Source organism: Streptomyces sp. 3211.6, from assembly GCF_003634815.1.
Lineage (GTDB): Bacteria > Actinomycetota > Actinomycetes > Streptomycetales > Streptomycetaceae > Streptomyces > Streptomyces katrae_A.
Window position 1 is genome coordinate 2,039,010 of sequence record NZ_RBXC01000001.1, and the last position, 24,014, is coordinate 2,063,023.

At 68.9% G+C, this 24,014-nt stretch carries 21 protein-coding genes and 3 rRNA genes; 6 read left to right on the forward strand and 18 right to left on the reverse strand.

Annotated features, from left to right (window positions below):
• Positions 1-6 precede the first annotated feature (6 nt).
• A complete protein-coding gene (locus BX286_RS09500) occupies positions 7-315 on the reverse strand; it encodes a hypothetical protein (protein WP_079425519.1) in 309 nt (102 codons plus the stop codon).
• Between the two features lie 64 nt (positions 316-379).
• Between BX286_RS09500 and BX286_RS09505 the strand changes: the two genes are divergently transcribed.
• Positions 380-727 (forward strand): SCP2 sterol-binding domain-containing protein, encoded by a 348-nt coding sequence (locus tag BX286_RS09505; protein WP_079425521.1) that lies wholly within the window; start codon positions 380-382, stop codon positions 725-727.
• Here the strand turns inward: BX286_RS09505 and BX286_RS09510 are convergent.
• The 4 genes from BX286_RS09510 to BX286_RS09525 form a co-directional block, all read right to left on the reverse strand.
• Positions 724-1,635, reverse strand: a complete 912-nt coding sequence (locus BX286_RS09510; RefSeq protein ID WP_398898338.1) for an ABC transporter ATP-binding protein — start codon at positions 1,633-1,635, stop codon at positions 724-726. The genes BX286_RS09505 and BX286_RS09510 overlap by 4 nt on opposite strands.
• Positions 1,632-2,678 carry an iron chelate uptake ABC transporter family permease subunit gene (locus tag BX286_RS09515; RefSeq protein ID WP_100864303.1) on the reverse strand — a complete coding sequence of 349 codons (1,047 nt, stop codon included), beginning with the start codon at positions 2,676-2,678 and terminating at the stop codon, positions 1,632-1,634. Before BX286_RS09515 ends, BX286_RS09510 begins: the two co-directional genes overlap by 4 nt.
• An 11-nt stretch (positions 2,679-2,689) precedes the next feature.
• Positions 2,690-3,649, reverse strand: coding sequence for an iron chelate uptake ABC transporter family permease subunit (locus BX286_RS09520; RefSeq protein ID WP_121017605.1), 960 nt, complete (start codon positions 3,647-3,649; stop codon positions 2,690-2,692).
• A gap of 160 nt (positions 3,650-3,809) precedes the next feature.
• Positions 3,810-4,853: an HAD-IIA family hydrolase gene (locus tag BX286_RS09525; protein WP_121014849.1), complete on the reverse strand. Its 1,044-nt coding sequence runs from the start codon at positions 4,851-4,853 to the stop codon at positions 3,810-3,812.
• Between the two features lie 143 nt (positions 4,854-4,996).
• Here BX286_RS09525 and BX286_RS09530 point away from each other — a divergent pair, with 143 nt between their 5' ends.
• Positions 4,997-6,268: a DUF1015 family protein gene (locus tag BX286_RS09530; protein ID WP_121014850.1), complete on the forward strand. Its 1,272-nt coding sequence runs from the start codon at positions 4,997-4,999 to the stop codon at positions 6,266-6,268.
• A gap of 77 nt (positions 6,269-6,345) precedes the next feature.
• Here the strand turns inward: BX286_RS09530 and BX286_RS09535 are convergent, their stop codons facing one another.
• The 6 genes from BX286_RS09535 to BX286_RS09565 form a co-directional block, all read right to left on the reverse strand.
• Complete coding sequence (locus BX286_RS09535) at positions 6,346-7,212, reverse strand: tetratricopeptide repeat protein (RefSeq protein ID WP_199848335.1); 867 nt, start codon at positions 7,210-7,212, stop codon at positions 6,346-6,348.
• Complete coding sequence (locus BX286_RS36485; RefSeq protein WP_187344113.1) at positions 7,194-8,570, reverse strand: hypothetical protein; 1,377 nt, start codon at positions 8,568-8,570, stop codon at positions 7,194-7,196. Before BX286_RS36485 ends, BX286_RS09535 begins: the two co-directional genes overlap by 19 nt.
• Positions 8,571-8,796: 226 nt before the next feature.
• Positions 8,797-8,913, reverse strand: a 5S ribosomal RNA gene (gene rrf / locus BX286_RS09545).
• Positions 8,914-9,019: 106 nt separating this feature from the next.
• Positions 9,020-12,135: ribosomal RNA gene (locus BX286_RS09550) — 23S ribosomal RNA — on the reverse strand.
• Positions 12,136-12,413: 278 nt separating this feature from the next.
• Positions 12,414-13,939: ribosomal RNA gene (locus BX286_RS09555) — 16S ribosomal RNA — on the reverse strand.
• The 16S, 23S and 5S rRNA genes sit together here, the layout of an rRNA operon.
• A 523-nt stretch (positions 13,940-14,462) precedes the next feature.
• Complete coding sequence (locus tag BX286_RS09565; RefSeq protein ID WP_121014852.1) at positions 14,463-15,104, reverse strand: DNA-3-methyladenine glycosylase; 642 nt, start codon at positions 15,102-15,104, stop codon at positions 14,463-14,465.
• Between the two features lie 140 nt (positions 15,105-15,244).
• Between BX286_RS09565 and BX286_RS09570 the strand changes: the two genes are divergently transcribed.
• The 3 genes from BX286_RS09570 to BX286_RS09580 all read left to right on the forward strand — a co-directional run bounded on the left by BX286_RS09570 (position 15,245) and on the right by BX286_RS09580 (position 17,254).
• Positions 15,245-16,027: a sporulation protein gene (locus BX286_RS09570; protein WP_079425531.1), complete on the forward strand. Its 783-nt coding sequence runs from the start codon at positions 15,245-15,247 to the stop codon at positions 16,025-16,027.
• A 40-nt stretch (positions 16,028-16,067) separates the two neighbouring features.
• Complete coding sequence (locus BX286_RS09575) at positions 16,068-16,601, forward strand: YbhB/YbcL family Raf kinase inhibitor-like protein (protein WP_079425533.1); 534 nt, start codon at positions 16,068-16,070, stop codon at positions 16,599-16,601.
• A gap of 149 nt (positions 16,602-16,750) precedes the next feature.
• The gene (locus tag BX286_RS09580; protein ID WP_079425535.1) at positions 16,751-17,254 is read left to right on the forward strand and encodes an HNH endonuclease; all 504 of its coding nucleotides are present in this window, start codon (positions 16,751-16,753) and stop codon (positions 17,252-17,254) included.
• An 81-nt stretch (positions 17,255-17,335) separates the two neighbouring features.
• On the opposite strand, the gene BX286_RS09585 is transcribed toward BX286_RS09580, so the two are convergent.
• From BX286_RS09585 to BX286_RS09600, 4 genes are all read right to left on the reverse strand, one after another.
• Entirely contained in the window at positions 17,336-18,106 is a 771-nt protein-coding gene (locus tag BX286_RS09585) for a sulfite exporter TauE/SafE family protein (protein WP_121017606.1), read from the reverse strand.
• Between the two features lie 97 nt (positions 18,107-18,203).
• The gene (locus BX286_RS09590; RefSeq protein WP_079425536.1) at positions 18,204-19,178 is read right to left on the reverse strand and encodes an SPFH domain-containing protein; all 975 of its coding nucleotides are present in this window, start codon (positions 19,176-19,178) and stop codon (positions 18,204-18,206) included.
• Between the two features lie 85 nt (positions 19,179-19,263).
• Complete coding sequence (locus tag BX286_RS09595) at positions 19,264-19,692, reverse strand: NfeD family protein (RefSeq protein ID WP_079425538.1); 429 nt, start codon at positions 19,690-19,692, stop codon at positions 19,264-19,266.
• A gap of 68 nt (positions 19,693-19,760) precedes the next feature.
• A complete protein-coding gene (locus BX286_RS09600; RefSeq protein WP_121014853.1) occupies positions 19,761-20,561 on the reverse strand; it encodes an ABC transporter ATP-binding protein in 801 nt (266 codons plus the stop codon).
• A gap of 146 nt (positions 20,562-20,707) precedes the next feature.
• On the opposite strand from BX286_RS09600, the gene BX286_RS09605 reads away from it, so the two are divergent.
• Positions 20,708-21,484 (forward strand): hypothetical protein, encoded by a 777-nt coding sequence (locus tag BX286_RS09605; RefSeq protein WP_079425542.1) that lies wholly within the window; start codon positions 20,708-20,710, stop codon positions 21,482-21,484.
• An 87-nt stretch (positions 21,485-21,571) separates the two neighbouring features.
• Here the strand turns inward: BX286_RS09605 and BX286_RS09610 are convergent, their stop codons facing one another.
• The 3 genes from BX286_RS09610 to BX286_RS09620 form a co-directional block, all read right to left on the reverse strand.
• The gene (locus BX286_RS09610) at positions 21,572-21,817 is read right to left on the reverse strand and encodes a chaplin (protein ID WP_079425544.1); all 246 of its coding nucleotides are present in this window, start codon (positions 21,815-21,817) and stop codon (positions 21,572-21,574) included.
• Positions 21,818-21,964: 147 nt separating this feature from the next.
• Entirely contained in the window at positions 21,965-22,618 is a 654-nt protein-coding gene (locus tag BX286_RS09615; RefSeq protein WP_121014854.1) for a response regulator transcription factor, read from the reverse strand.
• Positions 22,611-23,756: a GAF domain-containing sensor histidine kinase gene (locus BX286_RS09620; RefSeq protein WP_079425547.1), complete on the reverse strand. Its 1,146-nt coding sequence runs from the start codon at positions 23,754-23,756 to the stop codon at positions 22,611-22,613. The genes BX286_RS09615 and BX286_RS09620 overlap by 8 nt, the downstream gene beginning before the upstream one ends.
• Positions 23,757-24,014: the final 258 nt, after the last annotated feature.

Sequence of the window (24,014 nt, forward strand, 5' to 3'; positions counted from 1 at the left end):
TTCGGTTCAGCTCCTGTTTTCGTACGGTCCGGGGACGGGCTGCGCGTCCAGCGCGGCGAGCGCCTCGCGCAGTCCCCTGTGCACATCCTCGTACACCTCGACGTGCCCGTCCGCCGCCAGGTGGTCCGCGTCCGCGAGCCGCTCCAGGTGCGCGTCGACCCCGGGGTGCCCGGTCGGGGTGCGTACGAGGCCCAGCGGCGCGGGCCCGGCGGGCTCGGCGGCCCCCGCCCCGGGCCCGCTCCCGGACCCGGCCGCGGGCTCCGTCAGGGGCTCCTGGGGGACGTCCGGAAGGCTCCCGGACAGTTCGTCGGTCATGCCCCGACGCTACCCCGAAGCACCCCGGCTGCCACGCACGGCTCTGCGGTACGGTCGGGACACCATGGCTACGATCCAGGAGTGCCGCGCGGCACTCGACCGACTCTCCGACAACCTCGCGGGGGCCGACGGCGACGTGCGCGGCGCGGCCGCCCTCGACCGCTCCCTGAGCTGCCACATCACCGACCTCGACGTGACCTTCGCCGGCCGCCTCGAGGGCGGCCGGATCCGGGTGGACGCCCTGACTCCCGGCCCGCCCCGCGGCAAGGCCGAGATCCGGCTCGCGATGTCGGGGGACGACCTGCTCGCCCTGGTCGACGGACAGCTGAAGTTCGCCAAGGCCTGGGCCTCGGGCCGGGTCCGCCTGGAGGCCGGCTTCCGCGACCTGCTGCGCCTCAAGAGCCTGCTCTAGGCCGCCGTCCTCGCACGGGCCCTGCGGGCCGACGGGACCACCAGCGGCGTGCCGGTCTCCGGGTCGTCGATGACCCGGCAGGGCACCCCGAACACCTCCTCCACCAGGCCGGCCGTGACCACCTCGGCCGGCGGCCCCTCGGCGACGACCACCCCGTCGCGCAGGGCGATCAGGTGGGTGGCGTAGCGAGCCGCCTGGTTGAGGTCGTGCAGCACCGCCACCAGGGTCCGGCCCTGCTCCTCGTGCAGCTGGGCGCACAGGTCGAGGACCTCCAGCTGGTGCTGGATGTCCAGATAGGTCGTCGGCTCGTCCAGGAGCAGCAGGGGCGTCTGCTGGGCCAGCGCCATCGCGATCCACACCCGCTGGCGCTGCCCGCCCGACAGCTCGTCCACGGCCCGGTCGGCGAGTTCGGCGACCCCGGTGGAGGCCATCGACTCCAGGACGATCCGCTCGTCCTGCGCCGACCACTGCCTCAGCAGCCCCTGGTGCGGGTAGCGGCCGCGGGCGACCAGGTCGGCGACGGTGATCCCGTCGGGCGCCACCGAGGACTGCGGGAGCAGCCCCAGGGTCCGGGCCACCTGCTTGGCGGGCGTCGAGGTGATCGCCCGCCCGTCGAGCAGCACCCGTCCGGCGGTGGGCCTGAGCATCCGCGACAGGGCGCGCAGCAGCGTGGACTTGCCGCAGGCGTTGGGGCCGACGATGACCGTGAACGAGTGGTCGGGGATCTCCACCGACAGGTTCTCGGCGATGACCCGCTGGTCGTATCCGAGGGTGACGTTCTCCGCGGTCAGCCTCTGCACCTGCGTACTCCTCGTGTCGGCCGGGCCGTGCCCGTGGGGGTGCGGCGCGTCCACCGCGTGCGTCGTGTGCGTCGTGTGCGTGTGCACGGTGTGCCTGGTCTGCGTCATACCCGTCCCGCCTTGCGCTCCATGACGAGCAGCCAGAGCAGGTAGACACCGCCGACCAGGCCGGTGACGACGCCCACCGGCAGCTGGTCGGCGCCGAAGGCCCGCTGCGAGGCCAGGTCGGAGGCCAGCAGCAGGACGGCGCCCATCAGCGCGCCGGTCAGCAGGTTCGACCCGGGCGAGCGGGTCAGCCGCCGGGCCAGCTGCGGCGCGGCCAGCGCCACGAAGCTGACCGGCCCGGCCGCCGCGGCGGCCGCCGTGGTCAGCACGACCGCCGCCAGCATCAGCAGCATCCGGGTCCGCTCCACCGGCACGCCCAGGGCGTGGGCGGCGTCGTCGCCCATCTCGATCACCCGCAGGGCCCGGCTCTGCCCGAGGACCAGCGGGAACAGCACCGCGCAGGTAGCCAGCAGCGGCCACACCTGCGCCCAGTCCCGGCCGGCCAGCGAGCCGGTCAGCCAGACCATCGCCCGGGTCGCCTCGACCAGCTGTGCCTTGGCGATCAGGTACTGGATGACGGCGACGAGGACGGCCGAGGCACCGATGCCGACCAGCACCAGCCGGTACCCGTGGATCCCCTTCTTGTACGCGAGGAGGTACACCACGGCCCCGGTGAGCACACCGCCGACGACCGCGCCCAGCGCAACCTCGGTGGCCCCGCCCTTGAACACCGTGATGACGACGAGCGCGCCGACCGCCGAGCCGTACCCGAAGCCGAGCAGGTCGGGCGAGCCGAGCGGATTGCGCGAGACGGACTGGAAGACCGCCCCGGACATCCCGAGGGCCGCGCCGACCAGGATCGCGACGAGGACCCTCGGCAGCCGCAGGTCGTTGACGATGAAGTCGTCGGCCGGGGTGCCGTTGCCCAGCAGGGTGGACACGACGTCCCCGGGCGCTATCTCGAAGTCGCCGGTGCCGATCAGGACGACGGCGAGCGCCAGCGCCGCGGCGACCAGCAGCAGCCCGGCGAGCAGGGCGCGCGGCTCGACGCGCAGCGAGGTGGCGGCGGGGCCGCGCAGGGTGCGCGGCCGGGCGGCCCTGCGGATGCGGGTGTCGCTCACAGCTGGGCCATCCTCTTGCGCCGGACCAGGTGGATGAAGACGGGGCCGCCGACCAGCGCGGTGACGATGCCGACCTGGAGCTCGCCCGGCCGGGTGACCACCCGTCCGACGACGTCGGCGCCGAGCAGCAGCACGGGCGACAGGACGGCCGAGTAGGCGAGCACCCAGCGCATGTCGGGACCGGTGATCAGACGTGCGAGGTGCGGGATCATCAGCCCGACGAAGACGATCGGCCCGCAGGCGGCGGTCGCGGCCCCGCACAGCAGGGTGATGGCGGCCATCGCAGCGATCCGGGTCCGCGTCAGGTGCGCGCCCAGCGCCCGGGCGGTGTCGTCACCCATGGCCATCGCGTTGAGCGGCCGGCCCAGCAGCAGCGCGAGCAGGGCGCCGGCCAGCAGGAAGGGGGCCACCTGGCGGACGGTGTCCATGGTGGCCGACGCCAGCGAACCCACCGTCCAGAAGCGGAGCTTGTCCAGGGCCTTGCTGTCCATCAGCTGGACGGCGTTGATGTAGCCGACGAGCGCGGCACTGGCCGCCGTACCGGCGAGCGCGAGGCGCACCGGGGTCGCGCTGCGGCTGCCGCCGAGGACGTAGACGGCGGCGGAGACTGCGGCGGCGCCGAGGAAGGCCCACCAGACGAACTCGGTCAGCGTGCTCGCCCCGAGGAAGCTGATGGCGGAGACCACGGCGGCCGCGGCGCCGGCGTTGACGCCGAGGATGCCGGGTTCGGCCAGCGGGTTGCGGGTCAGGGCCTGCATCACCGCGCCGGAGAGGCCGAGTCCGAGCCCGACCATCACCCCCAGGACGGTGCGCGGGACCCGCAGGTCCCGTACGACCACGTCGTTGGTGGTGCCGCTGTAGTGGAACAGGCCGTGCCAGACGTCGCCGACCGGCATGGCCTTGGCACCGACGGCGATGCTCGCCACCGCGACGAGGGCCAGTACGGCGAGGGCGATCAGCAGACCGGCGGTGCGCCTGCCGTGGCCCGGACGGGCGACCGCAGGCGCGGGCGCGGGTGCGCCGGGCTCGGTTTCGGGGGGACTCTCAGCCAACACGCAAGTTAGGTTAGCCTACCCTCCGCCGCGAATGATCCCCCGTACGGCCGAGCGCCCCCGCTCACAACCCGAGCGCCCCCAGCGCCTTCTCCACGTCGTCGCGGTAGGCCCCGTCCCCGGCCGCCGACCAGGCCGCCGCACACAGCGCCCGCAGCCCGTCGAGCGGATCGGCCTCCCCGCCCCCGGCGCGGGTCAGCTCCAGGTGCGTACCCGCGTGGACCGCGCCCCAGCCGCCGCACCGCCAGGCCCCGTCCCGCTCCGCTACCTCCGGCTGCCCGGTCAGCAGCCCGCGCAGGTCCCGGTCCACGTACGTGGGCCGGTGCCGGGGCTCGGCCCGCAGCAGCTGCTCGGCGTCCGTGACCCCGGTCAGCACCAGCAGGGAGTCCACGTCCCCGTTGAACGCGCCCTCGATATCGGTGTCCAGCCGGTCCCCGACCACCAGGGGCCGCTCCGCGCCCGTCCGCAGCACGGTCTCCCGGTGCATCGGCGGCAGCGGCTTGCCCGCCACCTGCGGCTCCGCGCCCGTGGCGATCCGCACGACCTCCACGGCGGCCCCGTTGCCCGGTGCGATACCGCGCGCCCCCGGGATCGTCAGGTCCGTGTTGGACGCGTACCAGGGCACCCCGCGGTTGACCGCGTACGCGGCCTCCGCGAAGCGCCCCCACTCCAGGCCCGGCCCGCCGTAGCCCTGGACCACCGCCGCGAGCCCCTCCTCGTCGGCGGAGTCCACGGCCACCAGCCCGCGCTCGCGCAGCGCGACCCGCAGCCCCTCCCCACCGATCACCAGCACCTTCGACCCCGGCTCCACCTGCTCCGCGATCAGCCGGGCCACCGCCTGCGCCGAGGTGATCACCTCGCCCGCCTCGGTCGGGATCCCCAGCTCGCACAGGTGCTCCGCGACCGCCTCCGGCGTCCGCAGCGCGTTGTTGGTGACGTACGCCAGGTGCATCCCGCCGGCCCGGGCCGCGGCCAGGGACTCCACCGCGTGCGCGATGGCGTGCCCGCCCGCGTACACCACCCCGTCCAGGTCCAGCAGGGCCGTGTCGTACGCCTGGTGCAGACTCCGCTCACTGCCCGCGGGACTGGTCCTGCTCTGCCGGGTCATCTGGCCGCTCCTCAATAACCGTTCTCAAAACGCTCGGGACACTTGCGGTGCTTCACTGCGCACGATCGATCTTGTCCGAGTTTGCACTACCCCGTCACTCCCCCGGCCATCCCGGATCGCGAGACGGGTCTTACCATGCACCAATGACCACACCTGGCAACGCGGAGCACGGGCTGCGCCTGACCCCCTTCAACGGACTGCGTTACGTCCCGGAGCGCGTCGGCAGCCTCGCGGCGGTCACCTCGCCGCCGTACGACGTGGTCGTACGCCCCGACGGAGTCGACTACCTCGAATCCGCCGACCCGCACAACATCGTCCGGCTCATCCTGCCGCAGGCCGGCACCCCGGCCGCCCGCAACGAGCAGGCCGCCCGCACCCTGAGCGACTGGCTCGCCCTGGGGGTCCTCAGCGCCGACCCGCAGCCCGCGCTCTACGTCTACGAGCAGCGCAGGGCCGGCCTGCTGCAGCGCGGCGTCATCGGCGCCCTCGCCCTGTCCACGGCCGCGGACGGCATCGTCCTGCCACACGAGGACGTGATGCCGGACGTGGTCACCGACCGCGCGGGCCTGATGCGCGCGACTTCGGCCAATCTCGAACCCCTCCTCCTCACCTACCGCGGCGACGGCCCGGGCGCCGGCGCGGACGCCGTCGTCGAGGCCACCGCGGCCCGCGAGCCCCTGCTGTCGACGGTCACCGAGGACGGCTTCCGCCACAGCCTGTGGGCCGTCACCGACCCCGCCGAGCTGGACGTCGTCACCGCCGACCTGGCCCACCGCCAGGCCCTCATCGCCGACGGCCACCACCGCTGGGCGACCTACCTGCGCCTCCAGGAGGAGCACGGCTCACCGACCCCCTGGGACTTCGGCCTCGTGCTCCTGGTGGACACCGCCCGCTATCCGCTCCAGGTCCGCGCCATCCACCGGATGCTGCGCCGCCTGCCCCTCTCCGAGGCCCTGGCCAAGGCCGAGGGCTCCTTCCGGATCCGCCCGGTCGACGGCCCGCTCCCGCTGGCCCTGGAAGCCCTCGCGGACGCCTCGGAGCGCGGCAACGCCTTCCTCCTCACCGGCGACGGCACCTTCCACCTGGTCACCGACCCGGATCCGGCCCTGCTGGAGCGCACCGTCCGCCGCGACCGCCCGGAGGCATGGCGCCGGCTGGACGCCACGGTGCTGCACGCCTCCCTGCTGGACGCCCTGTGGCAGGTGCCGGACGCCCCGGACCACATCGCGTACATCCACGACGCGGCGGCCACGGTCGCGATGGCCGAGCGCCACGGCGGCACGGCCGTGCTGCTGCACCCGGTCCGCGAGGAGGTCGTCCGCGACCTGGCCCGCCAGGGCGTGACGATGCCCCGCAAGTCCACGTCCTTCGGCCCCAAGCCGGCCACCGGCCTGGTCCTGCGCAGGCTGGGCTGACGAGGGCCGCCTCGCCGGACATGCGAAAGGGCGGCACCCCCCGGGGGGGTGCCGCCCTTTGTCGGCATCAGGCCAGGTCAGGCCTTGTCGCGGGCCTCGCGCTGGTCGTCCTCGACGACCACGATCTCGTCGGTGAGGTCCACGTCGGCACCGGCGTCGTCGACGGGCTCGTACTCCTCGTCGTCCTCGTCGTAGTACTCGGTCTGGTCGCCGGCCCGCTCGGCGGCGGCCACCTCGGCCGCGTCCTCGTCCTCGTCGTCCTCGTCACCGAGGTCGTCCAGGTCCGCGTCCGCGTCCTCTTCCTCCTCCAGCGAGGCGGCGTCCACGAACTCCACGCCGTCGATCTCGGCCAGGCGGTCGGAGGCGTCCGTCGCGCCGTCCTTGTCGGCCTCGAGGGTCTTGGCGAACCACTCGCGCGCCTCGTCCTCACGGCCGGCGGCCAGGAGGGCGTCGGCGTAGGCGTACCGCAGGCGCGCGGTCCACGGCTGGACGCTGTTGGAGGCCAGCTCCGGGCTCTGCAGGGTCACGATGGCGGCGTCGAGCTCGCCCATGTCCCGGCGGGCTCCGGCGGCGACGAGACGCATCTCCACCTGGCCGGCCTTGTCCAGCTTCTGCACCTCGGGCTCGCCGGCCATGGCCAGCGCCCGCTCGGGACGGCCGAGGCCGCGCTCGCAGTCGGCCATGACGGGCCACAGCTCGACGGAGCCGGTCATCCGCTTGGCGGCACGGAACTCGGCAAGGGCCTCGCTGTACTTCTGCGTGGCGTACGCGGCGAAGCCGGCGGCCTCGCGCACGGCGGCGACGCGGGAGGCCAGACGCAGGGCGATGCGGGAGTACGCGTACGCCTGCTCGGGGTCGTCGTCGATCAGCCGGGCCACCATGACGAGGTTGCGCGAGACCTCCTCGGCCAGACCCTTGGGCAGGCTCAGGAGCTCCTGGCGCACATCGGCGTCGATCTCGTTGCCGGTGACGTCGTCGTCGATCGGAAGCCGCTTGACCGGGTCCCGGTCGCGGTCGGCACGGAACTCACGGCCGCCCCGCTCCTCGCGACCGCCACGGAAACCACCGCGGTCATCGCGGCCACCACGGTAGCCACCACGCTCGCCGCCCCGGTCGTCACGACGCGGGTAGGACGGACGGTCACCCCGGTCGTCACGGCGGCCGTACGAGGGACGGTCCCCACCACGGTCGTCACGACGCCCGTAGGCCGGACGGTCGCCACCGCGGTCGTCACGGCCGCCACGGAAACCGCCACGCTCGTCATCACGACGCGGGTAGGAAGGACGCCCGCCACGGTCGTCGTCCCGACGCGGCGAGAACGGACGGTCGCCGCCCCGCTCGTCACGGCGGAAGGAGGGACGGTCGCCACCACGGAACCCACCCCGCTCGTCATCACGACGGGGGTACGAGGGACGGTCGCCACCGCGGTCGTCACGACGCGGGTACGACGGACGGTCGCCACCACGGTCGTCACGACCGCCACGGAAACCACCGCGCTCATCGTCACGACGCGGGTAGGAAGGACGGTCCCCACGGTCATCACGACGGAAGGAGGGACGCTCGCCACCCCGGTCGTCACGACGGAAGGAGGGACGGTCGCCACCACGGAAACCACCGCGCTCGTCATCACGACGGGGGTAGGACGGACGGTCCCCACCGCGGTCGTCACGACCGCCACGGAAACCACCACGCTCGTCATCACGACGCGGGTAGGACGGACGGTCGCCACCGCGGTCGTCACGACGCGGGTACGACGGGCGGTCGCCGCCACGGTCGTCACGACCGCCACGGAAACCACCACGCTCGTCATCACGACGCGGGTAAGAGGGACGGTCCCCACGGTCATCACGACGCGGGTACGACGGACGGTCCCCACCACGGTCGTCACGACCGCCACGGAAACCACCACGGTCGTCGTCACGACGCGGCGAGAACGGACGGTCGCCGCCCCGGTCGTCACGACGGAAGGACGGGCGGTCGCCGCCACGGTCGTCACGACCGCCACGGAAACCACCACGCTCGTCATCACGACGCGGGTAAGAGGGACGGTCGCCACCGCGGTCATCACGACGCGGGTACGACGGACGGTCCCCACCACGGTCATCGCGACCGCCACGGAAACCACCACGCTCGTCATCACGGCGGGGGTACGACGGACGGTCGCCGCCGCGGTCGTCACGGCCACGGAAGCCACCGCCGGCCGGACGTCCGCCACGGTCGTCACGGCGGAAGCCGCCACCGGCGGGGCGACCACCGCGGTCGTCGCGGCGGAAGCCACCACGGTCACCGCCTCGGTCGTCACGGCCCCCGCGGTAGCCGCCCCTGTCACCGCCGTCGTTGCGACGAGGCTCGCGCTCCGGACGATCGTCGGGAGAGTTGGACATGGGTGTGACTCCTGTCTTCGGGGTACCGCTGTCATTCTCGCGCAACCAGCCCATGGCCGCGCTTCGGCGTAAAGAGGTGTAAAAACAAAAAGGACCCTTGGTCCTCAGCGTGAACGCTGAGGACCAAGGGTCCTTTGAAAGATTGTTCGGCGGCGTCCTACTCTCCCACAGGGTCCCCCCTGCAGTACCATCGGCGCTGAAAGGCTTAGCTTCCGGGTTCGGAATGTAACCGGGCGTTTCCCTAACGCTATGACCACCGAAACCCTATCGGTTTCGAGCGAACAAGCACACTTTGTAGTTGTGTTCCAGCTCTAGAAACCAGCAACTGTTCGTTACTTCAGAACTAACACAGTGGACGCGAGCAACTGAGGACAAGCCCTCGGCCTATTAGTACCAGTCAGCTCCACCCGTTACCGGGCTTCCACATCTGGCCTATCAACCCAGTCGTCTACTGGGAGCCTTACCCTCTCAAGGAGGTGGGAATACTCATCTTGAAGCAGGCTTCCCGCTTAGATGCTTTCAGCGGTTATCCCTCCCGAACGTAGCCAACCAGCCATGCCCTTGGCAGGACAACTGGCACACCAGAGGTTCGTCCGTCCCGGTCCTCTCGTACTAGGGACAGCCCTTCTCAATATTCCTACGCGCACAGCGGATAGGGACCGAACTGTCTCACGACGTTCTAAACCCAGCTCGCGTACCGCTTTAATGGGCGAACAGCCCAACCCTTGGGACCGACTCCAGCCCCAGGATGCGACGAGCCGACATCGAGGTGCCAAACCATCCCGTCGATATGGACTCTTGGGGAAGATCAGCCTGTTATCCCCGGGGTACCTTTTATCCGTTGAGCGACGGCGCTTCCACAAGCCACCGCCGGATCACTAGTCCCGACTTTCGTCCCTGCTCGACCCGTCGGTCTCACAGTCAAGCTCCCTTGTGCACTTACACTCAACACCTGATTGCCAACCAGGCTGAGGGAACCTTTGGGCGCCTCCGTTACCCTTTGGGAGGCAACCGCCCCAGTTAAACTACCCATCAGACACTGTCCCTGATCCGGATCACGGACCGAGGTTAGACATCCAGCACGACCAGAGTGGTATTTCAACGGCGACTCCACAACCACTGGCGTGGCTGCTTCAAAGTCTCCCACCTATCCTACACAAGCCGAACCGAACACCAATATCAAACTGTAGTAAAGGTCCCGGGGTCTTTCCGTCCTGCTGCGCGAAACGAGCATCTTTACTCGTAGTGCAATTTCACCGGGCCTATGGTTGAGACAGTCGAGAAGTCGTTACGCCATTCGTGCAGGTCGGAACTTACCCGACAAGGAATTTCGCTACCTTAGGATGGTTATAGTTACCACCGCCGTTTACTGGCGCTTAAGTTCTCAGCTTCGCAACCCCGAAAGGTCACTAACCGGTCCCCTTAACGTTCCAGCACCGGGCAGGCGTCAGTCCGTATACATCGCCTTACGGCTTCGCACGGACCTGTGTTTTTAGTAAACAGTCGCTTCTCGCTGGTCTCTGCGGCCACCCCCAGCTCAGAGAGCAAGTCTCATCACCAGGAATGGCCCCCCTTCTCCCGAAGTTACGGGGGCATTTTGCCGAGTTCCTTAACCATAGTTCACCCGAACGCCTCGGTATTCTCTACCTGACCACCTGAGTCGGTTTAGGGTACGGGCCGCCATGAAACTCGCTAGAGGCTTTTCTCGACAGCATAGGATCATCCACTTCACCACAATCGGCTCGGCATCAGGTCTCAGCCTTATATGAGGAACGGATTTGCCTACCCCTCGGCCTACACCCTTACCCCGGGACAACCACCGCCCGGGCTGGACTACCTTCCTGCGTCACCCCATCGCTTACCTACTACCACCTTGGGCCGGCGGCTCCACCACTTTCCTTTCCCCGAAGGGTCCGGAACGGCTTCACGGCCTTAGCATCAGAGGATTCGATATTGGGCGTTTCAAAGCGGGTACCGGAATATCAACCGGTTGTCCATCGACTACGCCTGTCGGCCTCGCCTTAGGTCCCGACTTACCCTGGGCAGATCAGCTTGACCCAGGAACCCTTAGTCAATCGGCGCACACGTTTCTCACGTGTGTATCGCTACTCATGCCTGCATTCTCACTCGTGAACCGTCCACAACTAGCTTCCGCTGCTGCTTCACCCGGCACACGACGCTCCCCTACCCATCACAGCAGGCGTTGGCCCTATTGCTGCAATGACACGACTTCGGCGGTACGCTTGAGCCCCGCTACATTGTCGGCGCGGAATCACTTGACCAGTGAGCTATTACGCACTCTTTCAAGGGTGGCTGCTTCTAAGCCAACCTCCTGGTTGTCTCTGCGACTCCACATCCTTTCCCACTTAGCGTACGCTTAGGGGCCTTAGTCGATGCTCTGGGCTGTTTCCCTCTCGACCATGGAGCTTATCCCCCACAGTCTCACTGCCGTGCTCTCACTTACCGGCATTCGGAGTTTGGCTAAGGTCAGTAACCCGGTAGGGCCCATCGCCTATCCAGTGCTCTACCTCCGGCAAGAAACACACGACGCTGCACCTAAATGCATTTCGGGGAGAACCAGCTATCACGGAGTTTGATTGGCCTTTCACCCCTAACCACAGGTCATCCCCCAGGTTTTCAACCCTGGTGGGTTCGGTCCTCCACGAAGTCTTACCTCCGCTTCAACCTGCCCATGGCTAGATCACTCCGCTTCGGGTCTAGAGCGTGCAACTCAATCGCCCTATTCGGACTCGCTTTCGCTACGGCTTCCCCACACGGGTTAACCTCGCTACACACCGCTAACTCGCAGGCTCATTCTTCAAAAGGCACGCAGTCACGAGGATCCGAAGATCCCGACGCTCCCACGGCTTGTAGGCACACGGTTTCAGGTACTATTTCACTCCGCTCCCGCGGTACTTTTCACCATTCCCTCACGGTACTATCCGCTATCGGTCACCAGGGAATATTTAGGCTTAGCGGGTGGTCCCGCCAGATTCACACGGGATTTCTCGGGCCCCGTGCTACTTGGGAGATGAGCAAGCAAGCCGCTGATGTTTCGTCTACGGGGGTCTTACCCTCTACGCCGGACCTTTCGCATGTCCTTCGACTACATCAACGGTTTCTGACTCGCCCAGCCGCCGGCAGACGACTGAAGCTCATTCCCACAACCCCGCATGCGCAACCCCTGCCGGGTATCACACGCATACGGTTTGGCCTCATCCGGTTTCGCTCGCCACTACTCCCGGAATCACGGTTGTTTTCTCTTCCTGAGGGTACTGAGATGTTTCACTTCCCCTCGTTCCCTCCACATGCCCTATGTGTTCAGGCATGGGTGACAGCCCATGACGACTGCCGGGTTTCCCCATTCGGACACCCCCGGATCAAAGCTCAGTTGGCAGCTCCCCGGGGCCTATCGCGGCCTCTCACGTCCTTCATCGGTTCCTGGTGCCAAGGCATCCACCGTGCGCCCTTAAAAACTTGGCCACAGATGCTCGCGTCCACTGTGTAGTTCTCAAATAACGACCAGCCACCCGTCACACCCTGCCGAAACAGAGCTTTACCGGGGCCGGCACTGAAGACTGACCAGACGGCCGTGCCTTCAGGACCCAACAACGTGCCAAGCACGATCTCTTTCAGTGACTCACTTTCCACGCCGAAGCAGTACTCGTGATCCATCCAGAAGACCGTGCCAACTAATCAACGTTCCACCCATGAGCTGACCGTGCAGAACATTTGCCTGCAATCGGTACTGTGCTCCTTAGAAAGGAGGTGATCCAGCCGCACCTTCCGGTACGGCTACCTTGTTACGACTTCGTCCCAATCGCCAGTCCCACCTTCGACAGCTCCCTCCACAAGGGTTGGGCCACCGGCTTCGGGTGTTACCGACTTTCGTGACGTGACGGGCGGTGTGTACAAGGCCCGGGAACGTATTCACCGCAGCAATGCTGATCTGCGATTACTAGCGACTCCGACTTCATGGGGTCGAGTTGCAGACCCCAATCCGAACTGAGACCGGCTTTTTGAGATTCGCTCCACCTCACGGTATCGCAGCTCATTGTACCGGCCATTGTAGCACGTGTGCAGCCCAAGACATAAGGGGCATGATGACTTGACGTCGTCCCCACCTTCCTCCGAGTTGACCCCGGCGGTCTCCTGTGAGTCCCCATCACCCCGAAGGGCATGCTGGCAACACAGGACAAGGGTTGCGCTCGTTGCGGGACTTAACCCAACATCTCACGACACGAGCTGACGACAGCCATGCACCACCTGTATACCGACCACAAGGGGGGCACTATCTCTAATGCTTTCCGGTATATGTCAAGCCTTGGTAAGGTTCTTCGCGTTGCGTCGAATTAAGCCACATGCTCCGCCGCTTGTGCGGGCCCCCGTCAATTCCTTTGAGTTTTAGCCTTGCGGCCGTACTCCCCAGGCGGGGAACTTAATGCGTTAGCTGCGGCACCGACGACGTGGAATGTCGCCAACACCTAGTTCCCAACGTTTACGGCGTGGACTACCAGGGTATCTAATCCTGTTCGCTCCCCACGCTTTCGCTCCTCAGCGTCAGTAATGGCCCAGAGATCCGCCTTCGCCACCGGTGTTCCTCCTGATATCTGCGCATTTCACCGCTACACCAGGAATTCCGATCTCCCCTACCACACTCTAGCTAGCCCGTATCGAATGCAGACCCGAGGTTAAGCCTCGGGCTTTCACATCCGACGTGACAAGCCGCCTACGAGCTCTTTACGCCCAATAATTCCGGACAACGCTTGCGCCCTACGTATTACCGCGGCTGCTGGCACGTAGTTAGCCGGCGCTTCTTCTGCAGGTACCGTCACTTTCGCTTCTTCCCTGCTGAAAGAGGTTTACAACCCGAAGGCCGTCATCCCTCACGCGGCGTCGCTGCATCAGGCTTTCGCCCATTGTGCAATATTCCCCACTGCTGCCTCCCGTAGGAGTCTGGGCCGTGTCTCAGTCCCAGTGTGGCCGGTCGCCCTCTCAGGCCGGCTACCCGTCGTCGCCTTGGTGGGCCGTTACCCCACCAACAAGCTGATAGGCCGCGGGCTCATCCTTCACCGCCGGAGCTTTCCACCGCAGGAGATGCCTCCCGCAGTCGTATCCGGTATTAGACCCCGTTTCCAGGGCTTGTCCCAGAGTGAAGGGCAGATTGCCCACGTGTTACTCACCCGTTCGCCACTAATCCCCTCCCGAAGGAGGTTCATCGTTCGACTTGCATGTGTTAAGCACGCCGCCAGCGTTCGTCCTGAGCCAGGATCAAACTCTCCATGAATGTTTACCGGTAATCCGGTGCACACGCACGAAAGAGCGGGCCAGTCACGGTCGGAATAAGACCGACTGACCACAACGTCCTCGCTGTGTTTGTCGCCTGCCAGTGCCCGAAGGCCCGACAGGTCTTTTTCAAAGGAACCTCATCCACCGAAGTGGACGGGGTATCAACTTCTGGCGTTGATTTTTGGCACGCTGTTGAGTTCTCAAGGAACGGACGCTTCCTTTGTACTCACCCTCGCGGGCTTTCCTCCGGGCTTTCGTTCTTGCGATTCAGACTCTATCAGAGTCTTTCTCGCTCGCTTTCCAGGTCCTGCGCTTTCGCGCTTGCCCTTTCGGCGTTCCACCACTTTAGCGCTTATTCCCTGCAACTCATAATCGAGCCGTCGGATTCGAATTCGGGCACGCCGAAATCGACCCCTCCAGGGGCACGTCGTAGGTAGTGGGTTGGCCGCTCCCGCGGGGACTGCGATGGCAGTGCCCCGTTCCAGCGGCTCGGGCTACGTTAGGCGTCCACCAAGATCGAGTCAAGTTGCGCGCCGACGCGGCGCGTGGGCCCGGTACGGGCTGACGGTCGGGTCGCCGGCGATCCAGTAGCGGTACGGGTGGGCCGCGCCGGCGCCGCCGACTCCCGTGCGCGGACCGTTGCCCACCTGGTCGGGAGGGGTGGGGATGCCCGTGAGGAGGGAGAGGGGGGAGTCGGGGCCCGCGCAGAGGTCGGCGCCGTCGAGGGAGCGGTCCACGTCCAGGGCCGTGGCGAGGCGGGCCGGGCCCTTGGCCAGTTCTCGCGGGTTTCTGGCCGTAATCCGACGTTTGGCGGCCAGGTCGGCGCCCACGGTCACCTCTCCGGCGCGCACCAGCACTCCGCTGGCGTGACCTGGCGGGCCGCAGACGAGGTTGAGGCTGAACCACATGCCGTAGATGAAGTAGACGTACGCGTGTCCGGGCGGACCGAACATCGAGGCGTTGCGGGCGGTGCGGCCGCGGTAGGCGTGGGAGCCGGGGTCGGCCTCCCCCTCGTACGCCTCCACCTCCGTGATGCGCAGTTCCATCGGGCCCTCCGGGGTGCGGCGGACCAGGATCCGGCCGAGGAGGTCGGGGGCCACGGTGAGGACCGGGCGGTCGAAGAAGGACCGGGGCAGGGGCGTACGGTCGGGGCGCGCGCTCATCCGGCCGAGGGTAGTGGAACACGCGCCCGTGCAACCGGGGCCTAAGGTTCCGCAGTGGTAGGGGGTGGGGTCGGTCGGCCGTGCGGTCCGGTCACCGCCCCCTCGGCTCCGTATCCGTATGCGTATCAGGGGAGACAGACATGGGTTTCAGGAAGCTGCTCGCGAGCCTGGGTGCCGGTGGTGCTTCGGTCGACACGATCATCACCGAGCCGAACGTGGTGCCCGGCGGGATCGTCCAGGGCGAGGTGCGGATCCAGGGCGGGTCCGTTGAGCAGCAGATCGAGGGGCTTTCGGTGGGGCTCCAGGCGCGGGTGGAGGTGGAGGGCGGCGACCACGAGTACAAGCAGGACATCGTCTTCACCAAGCAGCGCCTCGGCGGTGCCTTCAAGGTGCAGCCGAACGCCCTGCACGTGGTGCCGTTCGCACTGGAGATCCCGGCGGAGACGCCGATCACCCACTTCGAGGGCCACGCCCTGCACGGGATGAACATCGGGGTGAGCACGGAGCTGGAGATCGCCCGGGCGGTGGACGCGGGTGACCTGGACCCGATCAACGTGCACCCGGTGCCGGCGCAGCAGGCGATCCTCGACGCGTTCCGGCAGCTGGGCTTCAGCTTCCGCAGCGCGGACATGGAGCGCGGGCACATCCGCGGGACGCGCCAGACGCTGCCCTTCTACCAGGAGATCGAGTTCCTGCCGCCGTCGCAGTACCGGGGTCTGAACCAGGTGGAGCTGACCTTCGTGTCGGACGGGCACGAGATGGACGTCGTGCTGGAGATGGACAAGAAGCCGGGGCTGTTCAGCGAGGGCAGTGACACCTACCGCTGCTTCCAGGTGGGTCTGCACTCGTACGAGGGGACCGACTGGGCCGCATACCTGAACCAGTGGATCGCCTCGGTCGGTTCGCAGCGCAACTGGTTCTAGTCTCGGGGCCGTAGGACTTCTTCGATCAAGGAGTACAGCCATGACCGAGCGGAACAGGGCTCCTCTCCCCCACGCCTTCCACCCCGAGGTGCCGTCCTTCACGGTGACCAGTGCCGATCTCGCGCCGGGTGCCGATCTGGGTGACGGGCAGGTGCTGTCGGGCGGGAACGTCTCCCCGCAGCTGCGCTGGGAGGGGTTCCCGGAGGGGACGAAGAGCTTCGCGGTGACCTGCTTCGACCCGGACGCGCCGACGGGCAGCGGGTTCTGGCACTGGGTGCTCTTCGACATCCCGGCCTCGGTGACCGAGCTGCCGGCGGGTGCGGGCAGCGGGAAGTTCGAGGGGTTGCCGGCCGGTGCGGTGCACGTGCGCAACGACTACGGGACGAAGGACTTCGGCGGTGCCGCCCCGCCGGCCGGGGAGCGGCACCGGTACGTGTTCACGGTGTACGCGGTGGACCGGGAGAAGCTCGGTCCGGACGCGGACGCGTCGTGTGCGGCGGTCGGTTTCCACCTGAGGTTCCACGCGCTCGGCCGTGCGCAGCTGATCGGTGAGTACGAGGCGCCGGCGGCCTGATCGTTCTCCCGGCGTTCGCCCGGTCCTGGTCTAAATGAGGCCGGGGCCGGGCATTTTTATTGCGTTGTCCCGCGTGGCGCGCGCGGCCAGAGTGGTTGCGGGCCTTGCCGCCAGGGTGGTCGCGGGCCTGCACACGGGAGGTGGGCGAGATGCGGGACACGCTGGTGCTGAACGCGAGCTTCGAGCCGCTGTCGACGGTGTCGCTGAACCGGGCCGTCGTTCTGGTGCTCCAGGACAAGGCCGTGGTGGAACAGTCCCATCCCGAACTGCGTGTGCGTGCGGCCGCCCTGGACCTGCCGATGCCCCGGGTGATCCGATTGTGCAGGTACGTACGGGTGCCGTTCCGAAGACATGCTCCCTGGTCGCGGCGGGGGGTACTGGTACGGGACCAGCACCGGTGCGCGTACTGCGGGAAGCGCGCGACGACCGTGGACCATGTGCTGCCGAGGGCTCAGGGGGGCGGGGACACCTGGCTGAACACGGTGGCGTCCTGTGCCGAGGACAACCACCGCAAGGCGGCCCGGACTCCGGAGGAGGCGGGGATGCCGCTGCTGCGGAAGCCGTTCGTGCCGTCTCCGGCGGACGCGATGCTGCTGGCGCTGGGGGTGGGCGGGCAGGAGGGCCTTCCCGACTGGCTGGCCCGCTCGGCCTGATTCCCGCCCGCCCCTCCCGTGTCTTCCGCCCCGTCCGCGCCTGTGTGCCGCGGGCGGGGCGGCGTATTTCTGCTACGTCCCTCAGCGGAGCAGCAGCTGGACTATGGCCAGGACGCCGACGGTGACGATGACCCCGCGCAGGACGGTCGGGGGCAGTCGTCGGCCGAGCTTGGCGCCGAGCTGGCCGCCGATGGTGGAGCCGACGGCGATGAGGAGGACGGCGGTCCAGTCGAACTCGGCGACGAAGAGGAAGAAGACGGCGGCGATGCCGTTGACGAGGGCTGCCACGACGTTCTTGACGGCGTTGATGCGTTGCAGGTCCTCGTGGAGCAGCAGCCCCATCAGGCCGAGGTAGAGGACGCCCTGGGCGGCGCCGAAGTAGCCCCCGTACGCGCTGGAGAGCAGCATGCCGGTGAGCAGGGCGGGGCCGCCGTCGGGGTGTGCGGTGTCGGCTCCGGTGGCTTCCTGGCGGCGGCGCAGGGCGGCGGCGAGCTTCGGCTGGAGGACGACGAGGACGAGGGCCAGGCCGATGAGGACGGGCACGATCGTGTCGAAGGAGTCCGACGGCAGGGTCAGGAGCAGGATCGCGCCCGCGAGCCCGCCGACGAGGGAGACGGCGCCGAGCCGCAGGATGCGGCCGCGCTGTCCCCGGAGCTCCTTGCGGTAGCCGAAGGCTCCGCTGAGGGAGCCGGGGACCAGGCCGAGTGTGTTGGAGACGTTGGCGGTCACCGGGGGCAGGCCGGTGGCGAGGAGCACCGGGAAGGTGATCAGGGTGCCGGATCCGACGATGGTGTTGATGGTGCCGGCGCCGATTCCGGCGGCGAGGACCGCGATGGATTCCCAGATGGACATGGACATGGACGGAGCCATCCCCTTTGCGTGAGTGAGTCGCCTCCCCGCCATGAAGGTCGAGGGGCCTCACTGATCATGCACGAAGGGGAGGGCGGCGTCAGTCGATGGGGGGCTGTTCCCGGCGCTCCGGTGCGCTGCCGGTCCCGGGGGCTCCCTTGCCGGGGTCCTGCGGGTTGAAGCCGCTCGAACCGCCGCCCAGGGGGCCGAAGTTGCCCATGGCGCCCGAGAGGCCCTTGAGCGCGTCCCCGATCTCGCTGGGCACGATCCAGAGCTTGTTGGCGTCGCCTTCGGCGATCTTCGGGAGCATCTGGAGGTACTGGTAGGCGAGGAGCTTCTGGTCGGCGTCGCCGGCGTGGATGGACTCGAAGACCGTGCGGATGGCCTGGGCCTCGCCCTCGGCCTTGAGGGCGGCGGCCTTGGCCTCACCCTCGGCGCGCAGGATGGAGGACTGCTTCTCGCCCTCGGCGCGCAGGATCTCCGACTGCCGGACGCCCTCGGCCTGGAGGATGGCGGCGCGCTTGTCGCGGTCGGCGCGCATCTGCTTCTCCATCGAGTCCTGGATGGAGGTCGGCGGCTCGATGGCCTTGAGCTCGACCCGGTTGACGCGGATGCCCCACTTGCCGGTGGCCTCGTCGAGGACCCCGCGCAGCGCGGCGTTGATCTCCTCGCGGGAGGTGAGGGTGCGTTCCAGGTCCATGCCGCCGATGATGTTGCGCAGCGTGGTGACGGTGAGCTGTTCGATGGCCTGGATGTAGCTGGCCACTTCGTACGTCGCGGCCCGGGCGTCGGTCACCTGGTAGTAGATGACGGTGTCGATGTTGACGACCAGGTTGTCCTGGGTGATGACCGGCTGCGGCGGGAAGGGGACGACCTGTTCGCGCAGGTCGATCCGGTTGCGGATGGAGTCGATGAACGGGACGACGATGTTGAGGCCCGCGTTGAGGGTGCGGGTGTAGCGGCCGAACCGTTCGACGATGGCTGCGCTGGCCTGCGGGATCACCTGGATCGTCTTGACCAGGGCGATGAAGACCAGTACCACCAGGATGATCAGGACGATGATGATCGGTTGCATGCGGTTCCCCGTGCCCTTCCGGCTGTCTGTGCTGCCCCGTTGAACGGAGTCTCGCAGACCCCGGGGCCGCGGGTGGGCTGCTTGCTCACATGACGACCGCGGTCGCTCCGTCGATGTCCACGACGTCGACGGACTGGCCGGGTTCGAAACTGGTGTGCGTGTCCAGGGTGCGGGCGGACCAGATCTCGCCGGCCAGCTTGATGCGGCCGCCGCTGCCGTCGACCCGTTCGAGGACGACGGCGGTTCTGCCCTTCAACGCCTCGATGCCGGTGCGGTGTTGGGGCCGCTGGTCGCGGTGCCGGTTGGCGATCGGCCGGACGACGGCGATCAGTGCGACCGACACGATGACGAAGACCAGGACCTGGCTCACCGCTCCGGCGCCGAGGGCCGCCGTGACGGAGGCGGCGACGGCGCCGACGGCGAACATGCCGAACTCCGGCATCGCGGTCAGGACGAGGGGGATGCCCAGTCCGACCGCGCCGATGAGCCACCACACCCATGCGTCGATGTCCACATGGTCATGGTAGGTCGGGTGGGCGCGGCCGGACAGGGCGCGACGGCGTCCTCCGGGCGCCGGGTGGGCTAACGGAGGGGCAGGCCCTGGGCGGTCCAGCGGTCGTGGTCGTTGCGCTCGACGACGAGCGGGAGCCCGAAGCAGAGGGAGAGGTTGCGGGAGGTCAGCTCCAGCTCGATGGGGCCGGCGGTGACGACCTTGCCCTGCCTGATCATCAGGACGTGCGTGAAGCCGGGGGCGATCTCCTCGACGTGGTGCGTGACCATGACCATGGAGGGGGCCATGGGGTCGCGGGCCAGGCGGCCGAGGCGGCGGACGAGGTCCTCGCGGCCGCCGAGGTCGAGGCCGGCGGCGGGCTCGTCGAGCAGGAGGAGTTCGGGGTCGGTCATCAGGGCGCGGGCGATCAGGGTGCGCTTGCGCTCGCCCTCGGAGAGGGTGCCGAACGTGCGGTCGAGGTAGTCGGACATGCCCAGGCGGTCGAGGAAGGCGCGGGCGCGCTGCTCGTCGATCTCCTCGTACTCCTCCTGCCAGCTCGCGGTCATGCCGTAGGCGGCGGTGAGCACGGTCTGCAGGACGGTCTGCCGCTTGGGGAGCTTGTCGGCGAGCGCGATACCGGCGACGCCGATGCGCGGGCGCAGCTCGAAGACGTCGCTGCCGGGCTTGCCCAGGGTGCTGCCGAGGATGGTGGCGGAGCCCTTGGTGGGGAAGAGGTAGCTGGAGGCGAGGTTCAGCAGCGTGGTCTTGCCGGCGCCGTTGGGGCCGAGGATGACCCAGCGCTCCCCCTCCTTCACCGACCAGGAGACCTGGTCCACCAGAGCCCGGCCCTCGCGGACCACGGATACGTCCACCAGCTCCAGAACATCGCTCATGAGCGTGTTGTCACCCCTTGCAGTCACGGTTCTCTGTGCGCCGGCAGGCGCAGCCCCAGGGGAAAACCCCCGGGGAAAACCTACGCCACTCGGGGAGGGGTCCGGGCGCCAGGCCGGGTCCGGGGCCCGATCCGTAGAGTGGGGGGATGCTTTTCGAACCACGTTCAGGGCGGCTGGCCGCCTGGGGGAACGCGTTGCTGGCCGGTCATGTCTCGCCCGACGAGGCCGCGTCGTCGATCGTGGGCGAGGACGCCTCGCACCGGGTGGCGGGGCTGCCGGGTGAGGCGGGTCCCGTGGGGCTCACGCTGGCGCTGGGGCGGCTGCGGACGCTGGGGATGACGGGGCTGCGGGTGGCGCTGCCGGCGCCGGGGCATCCGCTGGGGCTCAGCGGCCCGCCGGAGTTCAACGCGGCGGCGCTGGAGGCCGAGGAGGCGGTGGTGTGCGTGGGGGCCGGGCTGGGGCTGGTACCGGAGGTCACGGAGGTGGGTCCGGCGGGGGACGCGCACGTGTCGGTGGTGTGGCGGAGCCTGCCGGTGCGGGAGGCCCCGCCGGCGGACGTGCCGTCGCTGGGTGAGGCGGAGCGGGAGCTGGCGGAGGCGCTGCGCGAGGCGACGGTGGTGCTGACGCGGCTGGACGTGGCGGCTTCGGGTCCGGTGGCCGAGGCGGCGCTGTCGGCGTACCGGGCGCGGGCGGAGGCGGGCCGGGAGGTGCTGGCTCCGGGGTATCCGGCGCGGGCGGTGCGGGTGCTGGCGCTGGCGCAGCGGGTGGACCTGCTGGTGTCGCTGGCGTACGAGCGGGGGCACGGGGGCGCGGTGGCGGCCTCGGAGATGGCGGCGCGGGCGGAGGCGCTGCGGCCGGTGGAGCGGGTGGCCCGGCGGGCGCTGGTGGCGGCCTACAACGCTCCGCTGGAGGGTGGGCGGTAGGCCGGTCCGGCGGGCCTGGACGTGCGAAGGCCCCGCTTCCCGGGGAGAGGGGGGAAGTGGGGCCTCGGTTCGTCAGGGGTGACGGGGTCAGTTGTTGACGCCCGTGTTGCCCCAGGCACCGTTGAGCAGGCCGATGACGTTGGCGGTGTTGCCGACCACGTTCACGGGGACGTTCACGGGGACCTGGGCCAGGTTCCCGGAGACCACGCCGGGCGAGTTCAGGGCCTCGCCCTCCGCGGACGCACCGCCGTGCGCCGAGGAGACACCGGCGCCGGCGGCGATGAGGCCGCCCGCGATCATGGTGACGGCTGCGGCCTTCTTGTAGTTCTTCACTTCTCGTCCTCCAGTGCGTTTGCCGCGACCAGCCGCCGCGGCACGCCATGGAGAACGCTCCCCCGCCCGATGGGATACGCCATGTGGGCTACATACACCCGACCGTATGAATCTCAGCTCAGCCCATTACCTGCCTCCGGCGGCGCCCTACCGAGTGATCCCGTGCCGGACGGCCCACAGCGCGGCCTGGGTGCGGTCGGAGAGGTCGAGCTTCATCAGGATGTTCGAGACGTGCGTCTTGACGGTCTTCTCGGACAGGACGAGGGCCCGGGCGATCTCCCGGTTGGAGCGGCCGTCGGCGATCAGGCCCAGGACCTCGCGTTCGCGCTCGGTCAGGGAGCCGGGGCGCCCGGCGGGGGCGCCCTGGTCGTCCTGGGCGGCGAGCAGGGCCTCGGAGACCTCGGGCTGGAGGAGGACGTGCCCGGCGTGGACGGAGCGGATGGCACCGGCCAGGGCGTCGGGGTCGATGTCCTTGTAGAGGTATCCGGCGGCGCCGGCCCGCAGGGCGGGGACCACGGTCCGCTGTTCGGTGAAGCTGGTGACGATCAGGACCCGGGCGGGGTTGCCGAGGTCGCGCAGCCGGCGCAGGGCTTCGATGCCGTCGGTGCCGGGCATGGTGACGTCCATCAGGATGACGTCGGGCCGCAGCTCCTCGGCGCGCTCGGTGCCCTCGGCGCCGTCGGCGGCCTCGCCGACGACCTCGATGTCCTCCTGTACCTCCAGGAAGGTGCGCAGGCCGCGCCGGACCACCTGGTGGTCGTCGACGAGCAGGACACGGATGCGGCCGGGGGTCTCAGCCACCGGGGACCTCCATTTCGATCGTGGTGCCCGCGCCGGGCTCGGAGCGGACCTCCAGCCGGCCGCCGGCTCCGGCGGCGCGGTCGCGCATGGAGACCAGTCCCAGGTGGCGGCCGGCCTTGCGGACGGTGGGAGGGGAGAAGCCCCGGCCCCGGTCGCGTACGCGCAGGACCGCCCCGCCGCCGGGGGTACGGGTGAGGGTGACGTCGACGCGGTCGGCGCCGGAGTGGCGCAGGGCGTTGTGGAGGGCTTCCTGGGCGACGCGCAGCAGTGCCTCCTCCTGGGCCGCGGGCAGGGCCCGTACGCCGTCGCAGGTGAAGGTGACGCGGGCGGTGTGGGCCCGGTCGAGGACGCGGACGTGGTTGCGCAGGGTGGCGACGAGACCGTCCTCGTCGAGCGCGGCGGGGCGCAGCTCGGTCACGGCGGCGCGCAGTTCGTCGGCGGCCTCGGCGGCGAGGGCGGCGACCTGGTGGAGCTCGTCCTTGGCGCGGGCCGGGTCGCGGTCGACGAGGGTGGCGGCGGCCTGGGCGGTCAGGCGCAGGGAGAACAGCTTCTGGCTGACGGCGTCGTGCAGCTCGTGGGCGAGGCGGGAGCGCTCCTCGGCGATGGTCAGCTCGCGGCTGCGTTCGTAGAGGCGGGCGTTGGTGAGGGCGATGGCGGCGTGCTGGGCGAGGAGGGAGAGGAGTTCCTCGTCCTGGTCGGTGAAGCCCTTGGGGCGGCCGGGGGCCGTCCTCTTGTTGGCGAGGAAGAGGGCGCCGAGGGTCTCCTCGCCGTCGCGGACGGGCAGGCCGAGGAAGTCGGACATGTCGGGGTGGGCGGCGGGCCAGCCCTCGAAGCGCGGGTCCTGGCGTACGTCGGCGAGGCGCTGGGGGGCGTCCTGGTGGAGCATCGCGGCGAGGATGCCGTGCTGGCGGGGCAGGGGGCCGATGCGGCGCCACTGGTCCTCGGTGATGCCGTCGACGACGAACTGGGCGAAGCCCCCGTGGTCGTCGGGGACGCCCAGGGCCGCGTACTCGGCGTCGAGGAGTTCGCGGGCCGAGACGACGATGGTGCGCAGGACGTCCTGGACCTCCAGCCGGCGGCTCATGGCGAGCAGGGCGGTGCTGACGGCCGCCAGCCCGGTGCAGGGTCCGTTGTCCATGGGGTCACCGTACCGGCGGCCCTGACCTGCGGGATCGGGCGCTGGTCGTAGGTCTTCGGGCCGGGTGGCGTACGGCTCGGGGAGGGGGCGGGGGTGGTGTGTCTGCCCTGGGGAGAAGGCCGGGGCGGGGCCGGGTCCTCCCTGAGGCGGAGGACGGTCACACAGGGCATTGCTGCTGCAACTCTGAGTGAGACGGGTGGGGGCTCGATGTGAGCCCGGGCATAGGACGCACATCACTTACGAAGCCGCGTAGTGGGC